Origin of the sequence: Lonsdalea quercina subsp. quercina (assembly GCF_000688655.1) — a bacterium.
Lineage (GTDB): Bacteria > Pseudomonadota > Gammaproteobacteria > Enterobacterales > Enterobacteriaceae > Lonsdalea > Lonsdalea quercina.
In genome coordinates this window covers 26,235-49,335 of the sequence record NZ_JIBO01000001.1, presented here as the reverse complement: position 1 = coordinate 49,335, position 23,101 = coordinate 26,235, and the positions used below count along the sequence as shown (strand labels likewise).

Here is a 23,101-nt window from a genome sequence, read left to right as displayed (position 1 = left end):
TGATGATGACACAATGACAAGAAGATTACGTTGGTTCACTTTTATACTATTTGGACTCTCTCCAATCACTCATGCGGACGTGCTCTCCGAGCAAGCCGCCCCGGCGGATACGGTTGCCGCCATCGATAATGTCGCGCCGCAGAGCATGTCCGAGCAGACGGAGGCTTCGGCCCCGCTGCGCGACATCCTGCTGCCGTTCAGTCGTCTGGCTCCCCCTCCGGGCAGCTTCCAACTGCAAGGGATGCGTCCCGACGGTCAGATAGAATTCGGCGTGCGCAGCGATGAGCTGGTCACCCGGGCCGTACTGCAACTGAGCTATCGACCGTCGCCCGCACTACTGCCCTCACAGTCGCACCTACAGGTATATCTCAACGACGCGCTGGTAGGCGTTGTGCCCATCACGGCCGAACAACTGGGTAAGAATAACCAGACCCAGCTGGCGCTGGACCCGCGTTTTATTACCGATTTCAACCGCGTCCGGCTGTCGCTGGTGGGCCATTACAGCAACCAGTGCGAAAACACCACCAACACGGCGATCTGGATGGCGGTAGGTCAGGACAGCGCGATGAAACTGACATTGCAAAAGCTGCCGCTCAAGAACGATCTCTCTCACTTTCCGGAGCCATTCTTCGACAGCCGCGACACTCAGCCGCTTCAGCTACCGGTGGTCTTCTCCGCCCGCCCTTCGACGACCGAACAGCGCGCCGCGGCCATATTGGCGTCCTGGTTCGGCGTCAAAGCCGATTGGCGCGGACAACGTTTCCCGGTGCTGTATAACCAGCTGCCGTCGCATCAGCACGCCGTCGTATTCGCCACCAACGCGCACCGCCCGGACTTCCTCAAAGATTATCCGCTGGTCGACAAACCCACCGTGGAGATCCTCAGCCAGCCGGACGATCCGTACAACAAAATGCTGCTGGTGCTGGGCCGGGACGACAGCGATCTAATCACCGCCGTTCAGGGGATCGCTCAGGGCGATGTCCTGCTGCGCGGCCAGTCCGCCACCATCGACAACGTCCGTCAGTTAGCGCCGCGTCTTCCTTACGACGCGCCGAACTGGGCGCATACCGACCGCCCGACCCATTTCTCCGAGCTACAGCAGTATGACGCGCAATTTCAGTCGGACGGGTTGCAGCCTTCGCCGATCTCCCTGCTGCTGAGACTGCCGCCGGATCTGTATCTGGTGCGCGAGCGCAGCATCGATATGAATGTGATGTACCGCTACACCTCGCCGCGCCAGAATGACGGCTCTCGCCTGGCCGTGAACCTGAACAATCAGTTTGTGCAGGACGTGCCGTTGACGACGAAAAACAGCAGCGGCCAGTGGCTACTGCACGTCCCGCTGATTCAGGGACAGCAGGACACCAATACGGCGGTGACGCTGCCCGCGCTGCGCCTTGGGGCGGCGAACCAGCTGCGTTTTGACTTCGACTACGCCGCCCACCAGATCGGCGGCATTCAGGAAGAGCGCTGCGAAACCGTGATGCCGGTCGCCAACCACGTAGTGATCGACGGCGACTCGACCGTCGACTTCTCCGGCTATCGCCACTATCTGGAAATGCCGTCGCTGCGCGCCTTCGCTAACGCCGGCTTCCCGTTCAGCCGCCATGCGGACCTGTCGCAGACGCTGCTGCTGGTGAACGCGCACCCGCAGCCGGCCCAAATCAGTACGCTGCTTAACGTGATGGGCAACATCGGCGCACAGACCGGCTTCCCGGCCCTCAACGTTCGCATTGCAGACGACTGGGAGCAGGCTGAAAACCAGGACGTGGATCTGCTGATGATCGGCGGACTGCCGGACAATCTGCGCGAAGGTCACGACGTGAATCTGCTGGTGGACGCCACCAAAAGCTGGGTGAAGAAGCCGCTGCGTCAAATGGCGTTGGATACGTCGGTCGCCGCCTCCGAGCGTAAGGCTGAAAGCCAGACCACCATCGTGTCCGAGGGACCGATGGCCGCTATCGTCAGTTTCCAGTCCCCTTACCACGATCAGCGCAGCGTCGTCGCGCTGCTGGCCGATACCCCGCGCGCCTACGCGCTGCTGAATGACGCGCTGAACGATACCGGCAAACGCGCCGCTATCTTCGGCGCCGTCTCCATTATTCGCGAGTCCGGCGTCAATAGCCTTCGCGTGGGCGATACCTGGTTCGTGGGCTACCTGCCGTGGTGGGAAAGCATCTGGAGCGCGATGTCGTCTCATCCCGTCTGGCTGGCCTCCCTCGCCATCTTCATGGTTATCCTGTTGGCATTGATAACTTGGCGACTCATGCGCCGTATCAGTCATCGTCGCCTCGACGACGAGGACGCCTCGCTGTGAAACGGCTGACCGTTTACTGCTGTGGTTTGCTGGCGCTGTGGTTCAGCAGCGTCACAACCGCAGAGTGCCGCTGGCCGCAGTGGGAGCAGTTCCGGCAGGCCTATATCAGCGCCGACGGTCAGGTCATCGATCCTAACGAGGGCGATCCCATCACCACCTCCGAAGGACAAAGCTACGCGCTGTTTTTCGCCCTGGCGGCGAATGACCGCGACAGCTTCGACCGCATACTGACCTGGACGGAAACCCATCTGGCGAACGGCGATCTGACGCTGCGCCTCCCCGGTTGGCTGTGGGGACGCGATGCCGCGACCGGTCGCGAGACGCTGTTGGACGATAACTCCGCGGCAGACGCCGACCTGTGGATCGCCTATTCGCTGTTACAGGCCGGAAAGCTGTGGCAAAGCCGCACTTATCAGGTCATGGGCACCCTGCTGCTCCAGCGCATCGCCCGGGAAGAAACGGCCGAGATCCCCGATCTTGGTCCGGTACTGCTGCCGGGCAAACATGGTTTTGCGTCCCAGACAAGCTGGACGGTGAATCCAAGCTATCTGCCGCCGCCGTTGCTGGCCAGCTTCGCCGAGCAATCCAGGCTCTGGTCTCGCCTGCATCGCACGACAATCAAGCTGTTGATCGATACCGCGCCGCGCGGATTCTCGCCGGATTGGATCGTCTGGACGTCGGGAGCGGGCTGGCATTTCGATGAGACCAAAGGCCCGATCGGCAGCTATAACGCCATTCGGGTCTATCTCTGGGCCGGAATGCTGGAGGATGGCGATCCGGACAAGACGCCGCTGTTGCAGGCGTTTATGCCGATGGTGCGCTATGTGGAAGCCCACGGCGCGCCGCCGGAACGCGTCAACGTCAGTTATGCCGCCGGCGATCCCCTCGGCAACGTCGGCTTTTCCGCCGCGCTGCTGCCGCTGCTCCAGCACTCACCCGCCCTGTCCGACCAACGCCAAAGAGCGTGGAATTCCCCTTTTAGCGAAAAGGCCTATTACCGCACCGTTCTGACCCTGTTCGGCACCGGTTGGGACAGCCACTTTTTCCGCTTTTCGCCACACGGCGATGTCATCCCCGCCTGGAAAGAAACATGCGTAACATCAAGATAAACTGGCTGCGATTCATGCTGCCTGCCCTCGCCGGACTCTCTGCCGCGCCCGCCGTATCCGCCGTCTCTGCGCCCGTTACGGATCACCAACGCGGCATTTTGCCCGTCAGCTGGCTGCTGCAACAGGTTCGGATGGGGGAAACCACCCACCAACTGGAGCTGGTGAAGCAGTCGCTCTATCGGCTGGAAAATATCGCGCCCGATAACCCGGACGTCCTCGCCGCCCTGTTGCGGCACGCGCTGATGCAGAGCGATAGAGACAAGGCACAGAGTTACATGGACCGGCTGAACGCCGAGGCGCCGAACTCCGCGGCCGCCCGTGAGTCCGCGGTCAGTATGATGCTGGCGACGGCAGAAGGCCGTCAGCAGTGGCAAGAGGCCCGACTGCTGGCGGCCTCGGGTCGGTTGGTGGAGGCGCGCGCGGCCTACGACGCGCTATTCAACGGCGTTTATCCCACCGTGGATACCGAGTATGAATACTGGCGGCTGGTCGCACGCATTCCCGGTCAGGAAGCGCTGGCCCTAAGACAGCTACAGGCTATTGATCGACAATACCCCGGCAATGTCAGCGTACGGATGCAGATTGCCCGGATGCTGTTTACGCGGGACGATGTGCCGCAAGCCGTCGCCACGATTCGGACGTTGGCCGGCGATGCCCGTGGGCGCGATGACGCCGCCGAGCTGTGGCTTAAGTACATTAAAGCCGATCCGATTACCGACGACAGCGTGGCGCAGTTGCGCGACTACCTGACAACGTTCACTTCCGGCGATGGATACGAAAACGGGCGGCAGGAGCTGGATCATCAGCTGAAGCTACTGGCCGACCCGGTGTTTCAACAGCGGGCCGCCAGCCTGACCCGCATCGCGCGAGGTGAAGGCGCCACGGCCATCCCCGCGCTACAGAAGGCGCTGCGCGCTAATCCTAACGATGCCGAAGTGCTGGGGGCGATGGGACAGGCGCTGGCGCGCAGCAATCAGCGCGCCGCCGCGGTCCGCTATTTTGAGCAGGCTATCCAGGCCGACAGCATGAGCCTTAAGGTCGCCAAATGGCGAAGCCTGCTGCAATCCACTCGCTACTGGCTGGCTCTTGATGGCGGAGACAGCGCGCTCGCCGCGCGGGATCTTGACACCGCCGAGCGACAGTACCGGCAGGCGCGNTCACTGGATGACGGCGATAGCGATGCGGTGATCGGGCTTGGCGACGTAGCGCTGGCTCGCCATCATCCCAGCGCGGCGGAACAGCTATACCGTCAGGCGTTACAGATGGACAGCAACGCTACGGCGGCGCGGCGGCTGGTGACGCTCTACCAGCAGGAATCGCCGCAGAAGGCGATGGCGTTTATCGAAAACGGACTCACGCCCGCGCAGAAACACGCCCTGCTCGCCACCCTCAACGCGCTGCGCAGCGACACGCTGCGGGCCGACGCCGACCGACTGGCCGCTCAGTCCCGCTGGACGCTGGCGGTCGAGAAGTACCGCGAGGCGATGGGCTTCGCGCCGAATGATGTCTGGCTGCACTACCGCCTGGCCACCGCGCTGCGCGCCGCCGGACAGCCGCAGGAAGCCGACCGTGAAATGGAGGCGATGTCGCGCCAGCAACCGCACGACGCCACCCGTCTTTACGCCTACAGTCTCTATCTGTCCGGCAGCGATCGGGCACATCGCGCGTTAGCGCTGCTGAACAGCGTGCCGGAAGCTCGTCGTGAGCAGAGCCTGCAGGATTTGATGAACCGCCTGCAACAGGAAGAGATTTATACCCGCGCCTATGCGCTGCACGCCGCCGGACTGGATGCGCAGGCGCACAGCCTGTTGTCCACGCTGCCCGACACGCCGCGCCGCGACATCGTGCAGGCCGACTGGGCGCTGGAGCAAGGAGAGGCGAATACGGCGCTAACCGGGTATCAGCACGTACTGACGCAAGACCGGTTCAATAGCGACGCGCGCATCGGTCAGGCAGAAGCGCTCGCCGCTCTGGGCCGTGGACAGGAAGCGCAGGCGACGCTGAACGCGTTGTCGGCGAGTCCCGTCGCCCCCTCGCTGGATCAAGGCAGGCGTACCGCCAATCTGTGGTGGCGACTGGGTGAACCACAGCGGGCCGAATTACTGTATACGCAGTTGAAGCGCCGCGCCGCGCAGACGCCGCCCTCCCCGGACGGCGCGCGGGTTTACCGTGACGCCGCCAGTCTCGCCCGCCAACAAGGGCATCCCGACGAGGCGCTGGAGGACTATCGTCAGGCCATGGTCGACAGCGGCATCACCTCGGCCCCGCCGAGCGATAACGCCGCCCTCACCGCCTTGACTCGCCTGCGCCCGCAAGACAGCTGGCTACAGCGCTCGGTGCGTGCCGACGCCGCCTCGCTCTATCGCCAGCAGGACAGCACGCTGTCGATGGCGCAGGATTATTCGCGCAACAAGGGGACCGGCGGTCAGTCCGACTTCACCGCGCATACCACCATGCTGCAAGGGGAAACGCCGGTTGCCGACGGGCGGGGATTCCTGCGCGTAGACCACGTCGCCGTCTCCGCAGGGCAATTCAGCACCGCCAACGGCACGCATACCAGCCTGTTCGGCACCTGCGCGGACTCCGGATGCAGCCGCGATCTGACGCAGCGCGCGGAAGGTGTAGCGCTGGGCGCAGGCTGGCGCAATCAGGACTGGACTGCGGATGTGGGAACGACGCCGATTGGTTTTCGCGTTCTGAACTGGGTCGGCGGTATCAGCCGTAAAACCGACGTCCACAATGTGGGCGTGACGCTTACCGCTTCCCGCCGTCCTATCTCCAGCTCGCTGCTGGCGTTCGCCGGCGCGCGGAACCCAGGCGTCGGCAACAGCAACACCTGGGGCGGCGTCGTGGCGACGGGAGGCTCGATCGGTCTGAGCTACGATCACGGCGGCGATCAGGGTCTGTGGGGAGACATCAGCGCGCATCGCATCGACGGTAAAAATGTCGCCGAAAATCAGCGACAACGCTTGATGGGGGGATACTACTATAAGCTGATCAACGAAGATCATCGCCGCGTGACGGTCGGTTTCAACAGTATGTTTTGGCGTTACCAGAAAGATCTCAGCGGTTACACCTACGGGCAGGGCGGCTATTACAGTCCACAGCGCTATTTGTCGCTCGGCGTGCCGGTTACGTATCGGCAGCGCTTGGATAACTGGTCGTTGGATTTGGGCGGCTCAGTATCATGGTCTCGTTCTAAAACCACCGGTCAGCGGCGCTATCCGATCTACCCCGGATTTTTCAGCGATCAGGCCTCGGCCAACGGCAGCAGTCAGGGGATCGGCTACACCTTGCAGGCACAAGTGGAGCGACGCCTGACGGATCATTGGATGCTGGGCCTCGGCGTCGATATTCAGAAAGCCAAGGATTATACGCCCAGCCATGTACTTCTCTACTTGCGCTATTCGAACGCGGGCTGGCAAGGCGATATGGCTATGCCGATTCAGCCGATGACGCCTTACGCGGATTTCAAATAGCCTCTTTTTCGGCGCGGTCTCCGCGCTGGCGTTGCCCCTCTCCGACCTGCCGTTTGGCAGGTCATTCCTCCCTATAGGCCTCAACAACTTTTTCCCGCAGCGTGACAGCGGGTGCTACACTTGTCGCATGAAGATTTCTGCGTTATTGCGTCTGGTATAGAACCGCTTCCCGCTGTTCCCCCGCCCTTTTCAACCCAGCAATCATGTTCTGAATCACCTGTAGAATGGAGGCATCCTTGGTCGTGTATAGTCGCATTCAGGCTCGTAAATACAGCGCAGGGCTCCTTGCCGCCGCCATTTTTCCCCTGCTCCTCGGCATCATATTCAGCTATATCATCGCCCGACAGGACGTGAGGCGCGATCTGGAAGCGACGACACAGGTGATTCTGCATCAGGCGGAGACGATTAACAGCATGGCCTGGAATCAGGTGGCCAAGCTGGCGCCTTTGGAGGGGAAGNCGTGTGATTCGGTACTCAACGATCTGATAAGGCAAGGCACGCTCTCCGCCTATTTCCGCTCGCTGGGGCTGCTGCGCGGGCAGGATATGTACTGCTCCTCCGTCTCCGGCGATCGGGTCGTCCCGCTGACGCAGATCATCCAGTATCCGTTACCGGCGGTACAGCCCGAAATGTGGAGCATATCGGTGCCGCGTACGCATGGCGTGGCCTCCCGCCCCGCCATCATTTTTACCCGACAATTTTCGCCGACCTACGGCGCATTTGTGGTGGTCGACGGTCAATATCTGCTCGACTTCATGAGCGCCATCAATAACGCCCGCCCCTATTATCTCGCCGTCCAGTTCAACGGCGGTTTTCGTGTCGAGGAAGGCGACAAGAGTCAAACCCCGCATTGGTTTATCTCGCCGTTGTTTCACGAACGCGCGTCCAAGCGGTATCCGATCGTCGTCAGCGCCGAGGTCCAGCCGGAAGAGATCCAGCAAGACTGGGTCAATGATTTCCTGACGTTCCTACCCCTATCGCTGTTTCTGTCGCTGACCTTCATCTACATCGTGCGATCCTGGAAAAAGCGCAAGATGTCGCTGCGCGATGAGCTGCGCAAAGGGATGCAATCCAATGAATTTTCGGTGCACTACCAGCCGTTGTACGACATAAAAACCGAGCGTTGTATCGGCGCTGAAGCGCTGCTGCGCTGGTTTAGACCGGGTGGCCGTACCATCAGTCCCGACATTTTCATTCCCTCCGCCGAGAACGAGGGGCTGATTATTCCGCTGACGCATCACCTGTTTAAACTGCTGGTCGCCGACGTGAGCCAGTGGAAATTGCCACAGGATTTTCGGCTGGGGATCAACGTCGCCGCGGCGCACATTCATCATCCTAACTTCGTTAGCGATATCAGACAGTTGGCGAAAACGCTGCGGTCCCAACGCGTTCAGCTTACGCTGGAACTCACGGAGCGCAGTCTGATCAGCGATATGCAAGACGTGGTGGCGAAGCTGACGCAGCTTCGGAGCGAGGGCATTTTAATCGCGGTGGACGATTTCGGGACGGGCCACTGCTCCCTGTCCTACCTGCAAATGTTTCCGCTGGACTATCTTAAGATAGACAAAGGCTTCATCGGCACAATCGAATCCGCGAACCGGGATACGCCGGTGCTGGATGCCATTATTAATCTCAGCCACCGTCTGGCGCTCAGAATGGTGGCCGAAGGAGTCAACTCCGCCTATGAATACGACTACCTCAAACGGTGCGGCGTGCAACTGATGCAGGGATATCTTTATGCTCGCCCGATGAGCAGCGAAGCGCTAATGGCGTGGTTGAAAGAGCAAGGCCAGCAAAAATTCGTCCCCGCACCGAAGACCGAGACGGCGTAACCGCGCTCATAACGCGATGCCCGCGCCGCCATCCGCTTTCTTCTGCTACAGGAAACAGCCCCGTCCTTCCGTCTGCATCACCTGTCCCGCATCATCCTCCCCGCGCAACACCCAGCTGTTGAACTGCGCCATTACCGCGCAGGCGTGATTGGGAAAGACCCGTATCAGGCTGCCCAAACGCGGCGGCTGCCCCTGATGCGGGACAAAACCGTGCTCTTCGGAGAGTTTCTCCACCTTATAGGCCAACGGCAGGTGTTCGCTAATGGCAATCCCCCAATGACCCGCGCCCGTGCCATGAGGCCCGCGATCGGACGTCAGCGCTTTTGAACCGGCATCGATAATCGCATAGCGGTCGTTGATGGCCACCACCCGCGCCACGACGCTCATCGCCAGATCGTCCGGTTGGCACAGTCCGAGTCGAATCGCCGTTAAATCGAGCAGCGCGTAGTTGCCCGGTCGAACCTCATCCGTCCCGGGTGAGATCGGCGCACCCAGCGCCGTCGGCGTCGCCCCGGTGGAGAGCGCGCAGCGGCTGACCGCACCCTGTTGCAGAATACGTGTCTGTAGCAGACGCAGCCGCGTCGCTTCGTCTTTCGCGATGGTCTGGATCTCGGTGATGTCCGACGCGCCGTAGGCATGACCGGCATGGGACACCAAGCCGCCGAACCGCAGCTCGGGACAGCGTGCGATATGCCCCGCCAGCGTGACGCCGTCTTCGCTATGCGCATTGACGCCCACCCGCCCCAACCCCACATCGACCTTCACAAACACCGTGACGGGATCGTGACCTTGTTCCCGCACCGCGCGAGCGATAGCTTCTACCCCCAGCGGTTCGGCAACGATGAAAGACACCTGCGCCCGGCGATAGGCCGCCACGACCAGCAGCTCGCGAATGCTCTCGGGGATAATCACCGGATAAGCCAGCAACACATCTTCAATGCCGCCTTCGATAAAGGCGACGCCTTCGCTCGGTTTGGATACCGTGATCCCCACGGCGCCCGCCGCGATCTGCCGACGCGCGATCACGACGCTCTTGTGCGTTTTAACATGGGGTCGCAGGCTCACGCCCGCCTCATCCGCTTTCAACTGCATCTGCCGCAGATTCCGCTGCAGACGCCGATCGTCGATCTCGATATAAGGCGTCAACCTATCGTCGCGGTAGGGCCGCAGGTAATCCGATCCCCGATTCTGGCGCATGGCAACACTCCTGATAATGAAGAGAAAAATGACGAAGCGGGTCAACACCCCGTTCGACAGGTCGCGAAACCGCCCGGTTTGGCGTCGGCGACAGAGACGTTCCGCTAGTCATACCTCCTCCGTCGATGGGGGGAAAGTAAAACTGAGGTCATCGGCGGTAGGTGATGACCGGATGAACGCATCCGCGACGAAATCGACGCCGGGAAATAGAGATAATTCTGTTTATGGTGAGAAAGCGTAGTATTTCGTTGAGAATGAAAATAGCTTCACCTACTCTGAGCCTCAGAAATAGCCCCGACCCACGGAGTTTCACAGTCACTACTATGAATAAAAAACTGAGTTATATACAGTACTTGCGTGGTATTGCCGCCGTCATGGTTATTTTCGCGCACGCCACCACGGCTATCTATGATGGCGGTATTCAGAATGGATACCGACTCGAAGATCTCGGCACGTTGGGCGTCTATATCTTTTTCATCATCAGCGGTTTTATCATGATGAAGGCGACCTATAAAAAGACCTGGTCGCCGCAAGAAGCGAAAACATTTTTGATCCACAGATTTAATCGGGTGATTCCCCCCTATTGGTTCTGGACCACCGCGTTGCTGGCGCTGTGGTTTGCCGGGCTGGCGTTAAAGAGTCATCACTTTGATATGGGCAAAATCCTCAGCTCTTACCTGCTGTTGCCGCGCATCGGCGAGGACGGGCGTATTAACCCGATCTTGTCTCAGGGGTGGACGCTGATTTACGAAATGTTTTTTTATTGCCTGTTTGCGGTGTGTATTTTCTTCGGTAGGAAAAACCGTATATTGCTGACCCTTTCGTGCTGTTTCCTGCTGTCCTTTCTCATCGGGAAATGGCTCCCGGCGGATACGGGCGCGAGCATAGTATTGACCAATCCTATTCTGCTGTATTTTCTGGCGGGAATGGTTATTTTCTTTGTATCCGAGCGATTGACCGTGAAAAACGGTTTCTTATTATCCGCGATAGTTCTGGTCCTTTACCTGATTTGCCGTCTATTCCAACCCACCTGGCTGCCCGTTATTTTTTATATCAGCCCGATTTTCGTTGTCCTGTTTTCTGCCTGTTCTTTGGAAGGATGGNCCTCCCGCGCGTTAATGCTGATCGGCGATGCGTCTTATTCCATTTATCTGGCGCACGGGTTCGTTACCATGACGCTGTCGATGCTGATGAAAAAGCTGGCCGTGAGCGACATCAATCAAACGGCGGTGATTATTCTGACCACGCTGGTTTCGTTAGTCTTCGGGATTGTTGCCTACCGGGTGGTGGAAAAACCGCTGACCGCGCTTATTCCCAGCAAGCGCATCGTCAAGGCGTAGTGAACCTGGGTGACAAAGTTCGGAAATAGCATTATTACGTCAGAGGCGGTTTCATGGCTGCCTCTGNCGCCTCACGACAAAACGCTTACAGCCAGCCCTTCGTTCTGAATTCCCGCATCAGCTTGGTAAAGGCGTGCATTTCTTCCGGCGTTCCCATGGAAATGCGACACCAGTCAGTGGCGGGCGGAAAAGCCCGGCCAATCAAGACGCCGTGTTCTTTCATGCGCTTCTGATACCCCTCCAGCGGCACCTTGATACGGTGGAACAGGAAGTTGGCTTCGGACGGCAGATACGCCAGATCCAGGGATTTCAGCGTATCGATCAGAATCTGACGTGACGTATCAATGGTTTTCTTGCTGTAGTTGATGAAAGCCTTGTCATCAAGCGAAGCGCTGGCAGCCGCAATCGCGCAATAGTTCAGCGACTCGGACGTGTTGTAGTTCGCCATCTTCGTCAGAAGAGCGGGATTGCCGATCGCATAGCCCGCGCGCATCCCAGCCATCGCGAAGATCTTCGAAAAGGTCTTCAGCAGGATAATGTTGTCATACCCTTCACGGATCAGCCCATCCACCGACCGGAATTGGCGATCGTTTACGAACTCGGCGTAGGCTTCATCCACCAGGAACAGCGTGTCCTTCGGCTTACTTTTGATCCACGGCTCGATCAGATCCGCAGGCGTGATAGTGGCGGTCGGATTATTAGGATTAACGATGTAAACGAGGGTCGGACCGCCGTAGGACGCCACCGCTTTTTTCATCCCCTCGATATCAAACTTCCAGCCCGGCAACATGGGCAGCCGAACGATATTCATCCCCATGACCTTGGCGTACTTGGGGCCGCCCTCGTAGGTCAGCTCGGGGATGACCAACTGGGTTTTCTCCGTGCCCAGGGCCTCGAAGCTGGACCGAATCCCCTCGCAGGAGCCTTGCAGCATCAGCACCTTGCTTTTATCCACGCCGTGCAGCCCGGCGATTTTTTCCCGCAACTGCCCCTCTTCCTTGTAGGGATAGCGGTTGGCTTTGGCGATAGCCAGCCGGGCCGCCTCTTGCCCCTTAGGCGACATCCCCAGCGGGTTTTCGTTGTAGTTGATGCGAATCACCGACTCCGTGGTGCCGCTGTCACTTTTGCTGCTGGCAATAGCGGAAGCCAGCGCCGATTTGTTCAACCCTGCCAGCGCCAAACCGCCGAGTAACGCCCCTGAATATTTAAACATCTCGCGGCGTTTTTGATTGATATGGGTGATGTCGCTCATAGGCCTGTGGTCCCTTAGGTGAATATACACAACTTTACACAAGCAAAGGTTATACCAACCGTACACTGGATAGCGTCATGCCGAATCGGCCAAAGCCTGGTTTGCGGCTGGCAAGGTGAACCGGCGCCTGAAACTGGTATTACGCCGTTCGGTCAGGTGTCATCGACGCGCGCCCTGCAAGGTCTTCCCGCGGTATCATCTCACCTAATCAAGGCGGTTAAAAAACAACCACATGCACCTTGAGCGATATTCGGCTGCACTAAAAAAGCGCCGCCCCTCTTTACCATCTGGTCCACATCGTGTTTATTGCTTATCCGGATCATTATCCGCAGACAATACATGCCGGCTCTTCGGCGAGGAAAACCACCGATTTTCCGAGGGCACTATGACAATCACGCGTTACCCCCATCTCGCGCACTGGGGCGCATTTACGGCCGTAGTGGAAGACGGCAGGCTGATTGGCTGCGAACCGTTTGCCGCCGACCCCGATCCTTCTCCGATGCTCGACAGCATTGTACCGCTGGTCTATTCGCCGCAGCGCATCCGCAAACCCGCCGTCCGCCGTTCCTGGCTGGCTAAACGGGAAAACAGCGACACCTCGCTGCGCGGCAAAGAGCCGTTTGTGGAGGTGGACTGGGACGTCGCGCTGGATCTGGTGGCCGAAGAAAACCGGCGCGTGCGCGACCGTTACGGCGCAGACAGTCTGTTCGCCGGCTCCTACGGCTGGTCTTCCGCCGGACGCTATCACCACGCGCGCTCTCAAGTGCGCCGCTTCTACTTCAGCGGCGGCGGCGCGGTCGATCAGGCGGGTAACTACAGCTGGGGCGCGGCGCAGTTCTTCTTGCCGTACGTCATCGGCACCTTCCATCCGCTCACCGGTAAAGTCACCGAATGGCGCAGCGTGGCGGACCACTGCCAGCTGTTTATCGCCTTTGGCGGTCTGGCGCTGAAAAACGCGCAGGTGGCCTCCGGCGGTGCGGGTCAGCACACGCTGAAAGTCGCGCTGGAGACGCTCAAAGCCAGGGGGATCCCGGTCATCAACATCAGTCCGATGCGCGACGACTGTCCGGCGTTCGTCGACGCGGAATGGATTCCGATTCGCCCCAACACCGACGTGGCGCTGATGCTGGCGCTGGGGTTCGAGATTCGCCGTCTCGAAGCCGATGATCGCGCGTTTCTCGAACGCTACTGCGTGGGCTACGAGGCGCTGAGCGATTATCTCGACGGCCGCACCGACGGCACGCCCAAAACGCCCGAGTGGGCCAGCGTCATTACCGGCATTCCGGCAGCCCGGATCGCGCGGCTTGCGCAACAACTCATCGGCGTGCGCAGCTTTATTACCTGTTCCTACTCCGTACAGCGCGCACATCGCGGCGAGCAGCCTTACTGGATGATGATCGCCCTGTCCGCCATGTTGGGTCAGGTCGGCCTGCCCGGCGGCGGCTTCTCGTTCGGACACGGCTCGATGAACAGCGTCGGCAACGAACGGATCGCCACCCCCGCCCCGGCCTCGCCTTCCGTGCCGAATCGCGGCAGCATCATCCCCGTCGCGCGCATCGCCGACATGCTATTGCAGCCCGGTCAGCCCTATACGTTTCAAGGCCAGACGCACACCTATCCGGATATCCATCTGATCCACTGGGCGGGCGGCAACCCGTTTCACCATCACCAACAGCTGAACCGGCTGGTGGAAGGCTGGCGCAAGCCGGATACCGTGGTCGTGCAAGATATCGTCTGGACGCCCGCCGCCCGCATGGCCGATATCGTGCTGCCGGTCACCACCACGCTGGAGCGCAACGACATCGGCGGTTCCTCGCGGGATCGCTACATTTTCGCTATGCATCAGGCCATTGCGCCCCAGCATCACGCACGTAACGACGTGGATATCTTCAGTGAGCTGGCGGAACGGCTAGGCTACGGAGNCGACTTCACCCAGGGCCGCAGCGAGCGCGACTGGCTGGCGATGATGTACCAGCAGTGCCGCGAACGTCAGGGNGACGCGGGACAGGCGTGGCCGGATTTCGGGACGTTCTGGCGTCAGGGTTTCGTCGAAATTCCGATGGACGACAAACCGTTCGTGTTCTTTGAAGCGTTCCGCGATGACCCGGAGCAGCACGCGCTGAAGACACCCAGCGGTAAAATCGAACTGTTCAGCAAGACGCTGGCAGGCTATCGCTACGACGACTTCGGTCCGCATCCCGAGTGGCGTCCGCCGGTCGAATGGCTGGGCGCCGATATGGCGAAAAAATGGCCGCTCCNCTTTATCTCCATCCAGCCCTCGGACCGGCTGCACAGCCAGCTCGGCAGCACGCCGCAGGTCACCGCCAACAAGACCGCCGGGCGGGAGACGCTCTATATGCACCCGCAGGATGCGGCTGCGCGAAATATCGCCGATGGCATGCAAGTTGAAGTGCATAACGCGCGCGGACGCATTTACGCCGGGGTGAAGATCACCGACGGCGTCACGCCGGGCGTGGTGATCATGGCCACCGGCGCCTGGTTCGATCCGGGCTGGGAGCAGAAGAAGTGGGACGAGGTGGAGAAATCCGGCAACGCCAACGTGCTGACGCTGGATATCGGCACCTCTTCTCTCACCCAAGGCCCTAACGCCATGAGCTGTCTGGTCGAGGTGGTCGCCGCGCCGGAAAACGCGACGGCCTGACCCCCTCGTTCACGCCAACGGCCCTTAAGACAGGGCCGTTTTCTTTTGCGCCACGTCCTGGTACTTGATTGCCAATTTTCTATTCACGAATGGTACCCTCGTCGTAGACAGCTCCGTATGCTGTTTCATCATCGGTAGGCAGCCCTGCCGGATATAAAATCAACAGAACAGGTATTACATCGACAGGAGTCAAGGGATGACATCAGGAAAAAGGTGGTTAGCATTAAGCCTATGGGGACTACTGACCGTGGGGCCGGCCTATGCGGTCTCCATCCCGGCCGTAGAGGCGAAAAGGGGAATGGTGGTTAGCTCGCAGCATCTGGCTTCGCAGGTCGGCGTTGATATTCTGAAAAAGGGAGGTAATGCGGTGGATGCGGCGGTTGCCGTCGGCTACGCCCAAGCGGTGGTCAATCCCTGTTGCGGCAATATCGGCGGCGGAGGCTTTATGACCGTACATCTGGCGAACGGTAAAGATACCTTCATCAATTTCCGCGAAACCGCGCCAGCGGCGGCCAACGCGGAGATGTATCTGGACGCGGAAGGCAAAGTGAAACCCGGCGCCAGCCTATACGGCTATCTGGCGGTCGGCGTGCCCGGCACCGTGATGGGGCTGGAGACCGCGCGGCAGAAATACGGGACGATGAGCCGCCAGCTGCTGCTGGCGCCGGCCATCAAGCTCGCCCGCGAAGGGTTTATCCTGAACCGCGGCGACACCGATATCATGGACACCACCGTCAAGCGTTTCCGACAAGACCCGGAAGCCGCCCGCCTCTTCCTGCGCCCGGATGGTTCGCCGATGCAACCTGGCGACCGGCTGGTGCAACAAGACCTGGCTCGCACCCTGCAAAGTATTGCCGATCGCGGTCCCGACGCCTTCTACAAGGGAGCGCTTCCGCACAACATCGAGGCGGCCGCGAAAAAANGCGGCGGTATCATTACGGCCGCGGACTTCGCTCGCTATACGGTCACGGAAACCGCGCCGATTAGCTGCACCTATCGGGGCTATAAGTTCATTTCTGCTCCGCCGCCCAGCTCTGGCGGCGTGACGCTGTGCGAAACGCTGAACGTTCTGCAAGGCTACAATCTTAAAAGCATGGGCTTTAACTCCGCGCAGGCGATCCATACGTTGACCGAGGCGCTGCGCCACGCCTATAAAGATCGCAATACCTATCTGGGCGATCCGGCGTTTGTACGCAACCCGATCGATCAACTGCTGAGCGAAACCTACGCCGCGGAGATTCGCAGCCAGATCGCCCCGGATAGGGCCACTCCGTCGACGCAGGTCACCCCCGGCGCGGAACCGCGCGAGAAGCCGGAGACCACCCACTATTCCATCGTCGACAATCAGGGCAATGCGGTGTCGACCACCTATACCGTCAACGGACGTTTCGGCGCAGTCGTGATAACGCCTGGCACCGGCTTCTTCCTGAACGATGAAATGGACGACTTCACCACCAAAGTCGGGGAAAAGAACCTTTATGGATTAGTCCAAGGGGAACGAAACGCCATCGCGCCGGGAAAACGTCCGCTGTCGTCCATGAGCCCGTCGCTGGTCACCAAAAACGGCAAGATTTTCCTGGTGCTGGGGTCACCCGGCGGCTCGCGCATTATTAGCATTACGCTGCAAACCGCATTGAATATTATCGACTTCGGGATGACGCCGCAGGAAGCGGTGGATGCGCCGCGTATCCATCACCAGTGGCTGCCGGACCAGGTCTACTACGAACGNCGCGGTTTGTCCGCCGATACGCTGAAGCTGCTGGCGGAACGCGGGTATAAGATGATCGAGCAAACGCCCTGGGGCGCCGCCGAGCTCATTATGGTCGGTCTGCAGGGTATTCAAGGCGTGGAGCCCGCCAATTCAGGCAATGACTCCGCCGTGTCCGATAAAGTACGCGAAGGTTATCTTTATGGCGCCAATGACTCACGGCGACCCGCGGGGTCCGCCGTTGGCGACTAACGGATAGGGACGAAAGTTACAGGGTGCAGAGGCCATATCCTCTCGGGAGACGGTCTCTGCCCAAATGAAGCGGAGCGAAAAGATTATTGCAGCAACACGCCTTGAATCAGACTGGCCTTCACGACGTGAACTTCTGCAATATCGAGCGCTTCCATGAAGCCTTCAACCAATAGCAGGTTAGTCACGTCCGTGGCTTTATATTTGCCCTGTAACTGCGAGTCATCCATGAGGCTCTTTTTCCCGATGATGTTCTTCAACTCTTCCAGACGATAGCTGTTGCGACCGGTTCCGAGCTGCCCGGAAATGGAGTAACTGTGCACCCCGCCGATACCGATGACCAGCTTGCGGGCGGCGGCAAGGCGGATCTCCGGTCGGACATGCGTCGTTGCATAGAAACGGATGAAGCGCAGGATCATCGGCACCTGATCGCCGACCGGATTGGGCGATGTAACCGCTCGCAAATCCTTGTTCTGGAAGACATCGATGATCATGTCTTTAAGGCTGACCGCCGCCAGCTTACCCAGATAGACAACCGGCCGCAGATGTCCGTTGATCGGTTCGAAGCTGGTCATCTGCATCGATCCGCCGCCGATGTCCCACACCAAGATATCGCTGTTGCTCAGCGCAGGTTGATTGAGCGTAGCCTTCGCTGACAGGAACCCCAACAGCGCCTCCTGCTCTTGACTGAGGACCTTGATAGAAAGTCCGGTATTGCGCTCAAAGTCGGCGATGACCTGTTCGCCGTTGCTGGCGGAGCGAAAAACCTCCGTCGCCACGCCGCTGATGCGGGTCGGATGCCATTGGTTCACCGCATGGAGCAGCGATTGCAGCGTCGCCAACCCTTCGTTGGCGATAGCCGGACTCAACTCGCCGTTGAGGGAACGCGCCAGATCCGCGTTGTAGCCTACCGGTTGTTCGCCTTGATACAAGACATTGCCGAGTATGCCATGGCAGACATCCACCTCCGCGACCATCGCTTTGGTGGTGCCGGAGCCGATGTCGAACCCGGCTCGGGTTTCAATACAGTCCGAAGCCTGTACATAACCGATACTTAAAAAAAAGCCGGCAAGCGCCAGCAGGCTGCGTGTAGTTTTTATCATGGTAGTCCCTTGATCTCGGCCGTTCCCGCCGCCAGAGAAAACGCATAATGCTGCGTGGGCATTTCAGCCGCTCTGAGCGGAATCTGGGTTTCGGCGCGATGGTTATAATTGTTTTGAATCCCCAACGGAGAGCATGTCAAGCCGCACAGCGCGCTCACTCTCGCGTGCGTGGCAGGCCATCTAGCTTGCGTCATTGCGGACACAAGAAGCGATGACCTCACCGTGACATACCGCGCCGAAGGTTGCCTGAAGGGAAATGACCGTCCCACGGCCCCCGCAAGCGCGCCCATAATGCGATATGCCGACAGGCGGGNCAAATATCCATGCGAATTAACTTACCGGATATTTCGCATCTCTAATGCCTTTTTTTACAATCACTTAACCTTAATTATGCTATTTTGAAACGGCTGAGGAGAGCGTCGTGCGGGCCTGCGGCGCCATGGTGTAAGCATAGAGGTAAAGCAGGGTATCGCCAGTACACATATTCCCTTCCCAGCCGCTGTTGGAAAAGAACTCGGCCTCTTCTGGCGCGGCGCTCGATTTGTCTTATCCGGCGATCACGCCTATCATTCTCATCTTGGAATTCAACGAGATAATGAATTTCCTCAGTTTCCCCGGAGTCGTTGATGCCGTCAGATACCCGCTACAATTTGTCTATCCCCGAGCGTCAGCCCTTCTTTTGCGCCACGGAGCGCCCAGGTTTTCGCCAAGCGGGTTTCCACGGTGCGGGTAAGGGCGACCTTCTCCATGTCGTCGGCTCAAGCATCGACCCATTCTCCCGCAGGCCTCCATCGCCGCACGCGTGGACCGAATACCGTGCTGGCGTTAGGCATACAAACACACAGCTTTTTATCCCTTGCTCCTCGGTCGCCACGATATGCGCCATATCAACACATCATCACTGTGCTTTTCTGGAAAAAGAGATTGTATGAAAAAAAACGTCCCTACCCGTCTGGGCTATGCGCTCATGCTGGGTTCCCTCGCCGCCCTCGGCCCGTTGTGCACCGATTTGTATCTGCCAGCGCTGCCCCAGTTGACGAACGAACTCAACACCTCCAACTCGACCGCGCAGCTTAGCCTGACTGCGGGGCTGTTAGGACTCGGCGGCGGCCAGCTGATTTTTGGGCCGCTTAGCGATGCGCTTGGCAGAATGCGCCCTCTGCTGTTTTCGCTGGCGCTGCTGCTGGCAGCCTCAATCGGGTGCGCCCTCGCCACCGATATCCATCAGCTCCTTGCGGCGCGTCTGTTGCAAGGCATTGCCGGAGCGGGCGGCGCCGTATTATCGCGCGCGGTGGCCCGCGATCTGTACGCCGGGCATGAGCTGACCCGCTTTTTCGCGTTATTGATGTTGGTGAACGGGTTGGCGCCGATATTTGCGCCGGTGCTGGGCGGCGCGTTAATGGGGATGACCGACTGGCGCGGCATCTTCATCGCGCTGGCGGTGGTCGCCATGATCTTACTGCTGATGTCGGCATTCCGCATGCACGAGACGCTGCCGCAAGATCGTCGCATTCACGGCGGACTCGGCGCAATGCTGTCGTCACTCGGCAGTCTGCTAAAAGAACGTCAGTTTATGGGAATGTGCCTGGCGCAGGGCCTGTCGGGCGCCGGTATGTTCGCCTACATTGGGGCATCCCCGTTTGTGCTGCAGCAAATCTACGGCCTTAGCCCGCAGATGTTTAGCCTGTGCTTCGCCCTGAACGGTATCGGTCTGATTGTCGCCGGACAGCTGNCCGCCCGCTTTAGCCGCAATCATCAGGAGGAGCGCGTTCTTCGCGCGGGGTTGACGATTGCAGTACTGTCCTCCGCGATACTACTCACCGCCGGTCTGACGCAGGCATCGCTCGTCTGGATTTTGGTGCCGCTGTTTTTCGCCGTCGCGATGATTGGGGTGATTGGACCATGCGCCTCCGCGCTGGCCATGCAAAGTCAGGGAAATCAGGCGGGAAGCGCTTCGGCGCTCATTGGTCTCAGCATGTTCGCGCTGGGCGCGTTGAGCGTGCCGCTGACCGGACTGGCGGGCACCAGCGCCACGTCAATGGCGCTGGTGATGCTGGGATGTTACGTGCTGGCCGTGCTGTCCTATGTGCTGCTCGCCGTTAAAACGCGCGCGGCCTAAGGCTTTCAACCCGACAACGCCCTGACCTCAGGGCGCTGTCTCCTCCCCCGCGCGACTCAGATTGCGCTTTCCGGGAACAAAAAGGGATTGATGCTACTGCGAAAGAAGCCTTCCTCTTCCATTCTGATATCCAGCACCACCGACGCCAGATCGTCCGCTACCGCTTCCACCCGGCAGTCTTTCTCCTGATAGAGCAGCTTGATGTAGGTGCCGCAGTCGCCGCAGCTTTCCGTCTGGTTAGCCGCCAGATCGTCCTCTAGCGACCAGTAACTCAGATGTTCCGACTGTTCGCAGTTGCTGCATATCACGCGCGCCATGTGCCATTCCGTTTCACACAGGTTGCAGTGCAGATAACGCAGACCGCTTTCCGCCCCCATATGCACCACACCGGAGACCGGGATGCCGCCGCACACCGGACAGAATTGGCGATGTTCGCCTTCTTCCGGGAGCACCTGACCGGGCAGTTGGCTCGCCATTTGCGCCCAGTAGAGCGACAGCGCGGCCCACACGAAGGGGGCTTTGTCATTGCTATCGGCGCTAAACGATTGGCTGAACAGCGCATCGGCCAGCGCTTCCTTCTCCGGCACGGACATCTTTTCCAGATTTTCCAGCGCGCTGAGGATCTGGCCGCTCATCTGCGGCTTTAACTCCTCAATCAAGGCCTGCAACAACGTGAGCCAGTGCGCATCGCGCCGGAAATGCCCGGCGTCCAACGGCGGCTTTCCGCCCGTTTGCAGGAGGGATGTGAAGTCCATCTTCAGCGGATGATCGTGTTGGACGTGCTGCTGCGCTTCCACCACCTGAGCGGCAAACGTCAGGTAGTCTCCCAGCGGGTGATTATCTGCCAGTTGGCGCAGCCGTTCGGCGCGGCCGCTGTATAGGCTTTTCAGATTGGCGAACAATAACGACGGGACCGTTCCCAGTGTGGACGTCGCCGCCTCGCCTGCAGGCTGTTCCTGAGGAACAATATGAAAACTCATCAGGGTTCTTTTCCGGTTGTAGTGACAGTGACGGACTGACCATAATTAGCCAGAACGACGCGCTTCCAAGGGGAGTATACCCCACATGCGGTATTCGTTCCCCGCGGCGCCAGCCGCTGGAACAAAACGGTGCAACGTTGACCGTGTCACTTTAAGTGTAGGACGAAAATACCTTTTTAACCGGTTTAGCGCGGCGGAGGGGTCTCTTAGGCGGAGGAAAGTCGTGCGGAGCAGATGTTTTCGCGGCGTCGAGTGCGCCCGAGGGAAGTATTTCGCCGCCCCGCCGGACCTGAGCATGTCGCCACTCTGCACCGGTATTTGAGGGACTGCTGGTCAAGCATAGCCCTATCCGGCGGACGGTCTTTTCAGGCCGCGAGTCGCTCGCGGCCAACAAAGAGAACGATGCGCGCTGGGTTCACCGTTCACGCGCACAGCGTATTCAGCCGAACATCCGCTCAAGATAACGAGACAGCATGGCCCTTGAGGTGAAACCATGCGGAATCCCCACATAAGATGGTGTTTCAGACGCTGGATCGCGAGGGAAGCGCTCATAGGCCGGGCTGCTGCGCAGCGTTTCAGCGGGATGCGCATATTTCAGACTTTTCGCCCCCTGATCGGGGTGGATGACCACGGCGGTACGCCCCATTCTGGCCTCGCGATTGACATAAACATAGTGATCGCCTTTGTAGAATCCATAGGCTTTTTCCGTCACGGTATCGCGAGTAAATCCTTCTTTCTCAAATACTTGAGCTACTTCATCAGGGCGTAAATACATCAATTGTCCTCCCTCTACGCTAATCTGAGGGAGTGACCATAACTCATTGAATTCGAGGGACAACCGGACTACTCCGAACCTGCCCTGGCCGCGGCGGGCCGCGCCAACCTGGCCTGACGCACAAACTCCACCAACAGTCGACGCGCCCAACGAGGTTCTTCCTGCACCGTCAGCGTCGGCTGCCGGTTATTTTTCAGACAGGCGTTCATCACGTTCGCATCCATTTCCGGGTGGAACTGGAAAGATAGCGCGGTGGGCGAATAGCGCAGGATCTGGCAACCGTCCAACGCCGATGACGCCAGTACCTGCGCGCCCGGCGGCGGCGTCACCACCGACTGTAAATGCGTCAGATAGGCGCTGAAATGCGTCGGCAGTTCGGACAGCAAAGTATCCTGCGACGCCAGCGGCGCGAGCGAGACGGTTTTCAGCCCGACTTCCTTCCCCTGCGGGTTATTGGTCACCGTTCCACCCAGTGCGTCCGCCAGCAGTTGATGCCCATAACATACGCCCAGCAGCGGCAACTGTTCGTCCACAGCCTGACGCAACCACNCGCCCGTTCGTTCGCTCCACGCCAACCGGTCGGTGACCATGGCCCAAGAGCCGGTCACGATCGCGGCGGTCAGAGAGGAAGGCGGCGGCAACGCCTCGTTCAAGTCGGGACGAACAATCAGCAGTTCGCCCAGTTCCAGCTGCGCCAGCGCGCTACGGAACCAGTCCGACTGCTGGCCGACATCTGCTGCGATAGGCGCAGGAGGTTGCCCCATCTGGATAATCAAAACGGGTTTTTCAGCACGGTTCATGCGTTTTTCTTCAAGCCAGCGTGAAAAGAATAACGCTGAACGTAGCATTACCTCGATCATTTGTCATCGCCGAGAAGCGTCGCCAAGCACGCGGCATCCCTCGCACCGAGCGGGCGATATACGGATACGGTTCGACGGGAAAAAGCGCCAGACCATACCCGAATTCCGCTAACAAAAAA

At 59.5% G+C, this 23,101-nt stretch carries 14 protein-coding genes; 8 read left to right on the top strand and 6 right to left on the bottom strand.

What is annotated here, in order from left to right; genetic code table 11:
* Window positions 1-13 precede the first annotated feature (13 nt).
* From bcsB to RZ35_RS00160, 4 genes are all read left to right on the top strand, one after another.
* Window positions 14-2,317, top strand: a complete 2,304-nt coding sequence (bcsB, locus tag RZ35_RS00175) for a cellulose biosynthesis cyclic di-GMP-binding regulatory protein BcsB (protein WP_026741483.1) — start codon at window positions 14-16, stop codon at window positions 2,315-2,317.
* Window positions 2,314-3,426: a cellulose synthase complex periplasmic endoglucanase BcsZ gene (gene bcsZ, locus RZ35_RS00170; protein WP_026741482.1), complete on the top strand. Its 1,113-nt coding sequence runs from the start codon at window positions 2,314-2,316 to the stop codon at window positions 3,424-3,426. Before bcsB ends, bcsZ begins: the two co-directional genes overlap by 4 nt.
* Window positions 3,408-6,905, top strand: a complete 3,498-nt coding sequence (gene bcsC, locus RZ35_RS00165; protein ID WP_026741481.1) for a cellulose synthase complex outer membrane protein BcsC — start codon at window positions 3,408-3,410, stop codon at window positions 6,903-6,905. The genes bcsZ and bcsC overlap by 19 nt, the downstream gene beginning before the upstream one ends.
* Before the next feature lie 224 nt (window positions 6,906-7,129).
* The gene (locus RZ35_RS00160) at window positions 7,130-8,737 is read left to right on the top strand and encodes an EAL domain-containing protein (protein ID WP_051625413.1); all 1,608 of its coding nucleotides are present in this window, start codon (window positions 7,130-7,132) and stop codon (window positions 8,735-8,737) included.
* Between the two features lie 45 nt (window positions 8,738-8,782).
* On the opposite strand, the gene RZ35_RS00155 is transcribed toward RZ35_RS00160, so the two are convergent.
* Window positions 8,783-9,934: an alanine racemase gene (locus tag RZ35_RS00155; protein WP_026741479.1), complete on the bottom strand. Its 1,152-nt coding sequence runs from the start codon at window positions 9,932-9,934 to the stop codon at window positions 8,783-8,785.
* Between the two features lie 224 nt (window positions 9,935-10,158).
* On the opposite strand from RZ35_RS00155, the gene RZ35_RS00150 reads away from it, so the two are divergent.
* Complete coding sequence (locus tag RZ35_RS00150; protein ID WP_081825669.1) at window positions 10,159-11,274, top strand: acyltransferase family protein; 1,116 nt, start codon at window positions 10,159-10,161, stop codon at window positions 11,272-11,274.
* A gap of 85 nt (window positions 11,275-11,359) precedes the next feature.
* On the opposite strand, the gene RZ35_RS00145 is transcribed toward RZ35_RS00150, so the two are convergent.
* Window positions 11,360-12,526, bottom strand: a complete 1,167-nt coding sequence (locus RZ35_RS00145) for a pyridoxal phosphate-dependent aminotransferase (RefSeq protein WP_026741477.1) — start codon at window positions 12,524-12,526, stop codon at window positions 11,360-11,362.
* Window positions 12,527-12,911: 385 nt separating this feature from the next.
* Between RZ35_RS00145 and RZ35_RS00140 the strand changes: the two genes are divergently transcribed.
* Both RZ35_RS00140 and ggt read left to right on the top strand, forming a co-directional pair.
* On the top strand, window positions 12,912-15,188 hold the full coding sequence (locus RZ35_RS00140) for a molybdopterin-dependent oxidoreductase (protein ID WP_026741476.1): 2,277 nt from the start codon (window positions 12,912-12,914) through the stop codon (window positions 15,186-15,188).
* Window positions 15,189-15,384: 196 nt separating this feature from the next.
* A complete protein-coding gene (gene ggt, locus RZ35_RS00135) occupies window positions 15,385-17,148 on the top strand; it encodes a gamma-glutamyltransferase (RefSeq protein WP_026741475.1) in 1,764 nt (587 codons plus the stop codon).
* An 83-nt stretch (window positions 17,149-17,231) separates the two neighbouring features.
* Here the strand turns inward: ggt and RZ35_RS00130 are convergent, their stop codons facing one another.
* Window positions 17,232-18,248, bottom strand: a complete 1,017-nt coding sequence (locus RZ35_RS00130) for a Ppx/GppA phosphatase family protein (RefSeq protein WP_051625412.1) — start codon at window positions 18,246-18,248, stop codon at window positions 17,232-17,234.
* A 928-nt stretch (window positions 18,249-19,176) separates the two neighbouring features.
* Between RZ35_RS00130 and RZ35_RS00125 the strand changes: the two genes are divergently transcribed.
* A complete protein-coding gene (locus tag RZ35_RS00125) occupies window positions 19,177-20,367 on the top strand; it encodes a multidrug effflux MFS transporter (RefSeq protein ID WP_026741473.1) in 1,191 nt (396 codons plus the stop codon).
* A gap of 56 nt (window positions 20,368-20,423) precedes the next feature.
* Here the strand turns inward: RZ35_RS00125 and fdhE are convergent, their stop codons facing one another.
* The 3 genes from fdhE to RZ35_RS00110 form a co-directional block, all read right to left on the bottom strand.
* Window positions 20,424-21,347, bottom strand: coding sequence for a formate dehydrogenase accessory protein FdhE (fdhE, locus tag RZ35_RS00120; protein ID WP_026741472.1), 924 nt, complete (start codon window positions 21,345-21,347; stop codon window positions 20,424-20,426).
* Between the two features lie 439 nt (window positions 21,348-21,786).
* Window positions 21,787-22,122: a YgaC family protein gene (locus RZ35_RS00115; RefSeq protein WP_026741471.1), complete on the bottom strand. Its 336-nt coding sequence runs from the start codon at window positions 22,120-22,122 to the stop codon at window positions 21,787-21,789.
* A gap of 68 nt (window positions 22,123-22,190) precedes the next feature.
* Complete coding sequence (locus RZ35_RS00110) at window positions 22,191-22,922, bottom strand: glutamine amidotransferase (RefSeq protein ID WP_051625424.1); 732 nt, start codon at window positions 22,920-22,922, stop codon at window positions 22,191-22,193.
* Window positions 22,923-23,101: the final 179 nt, after the last annotated feature.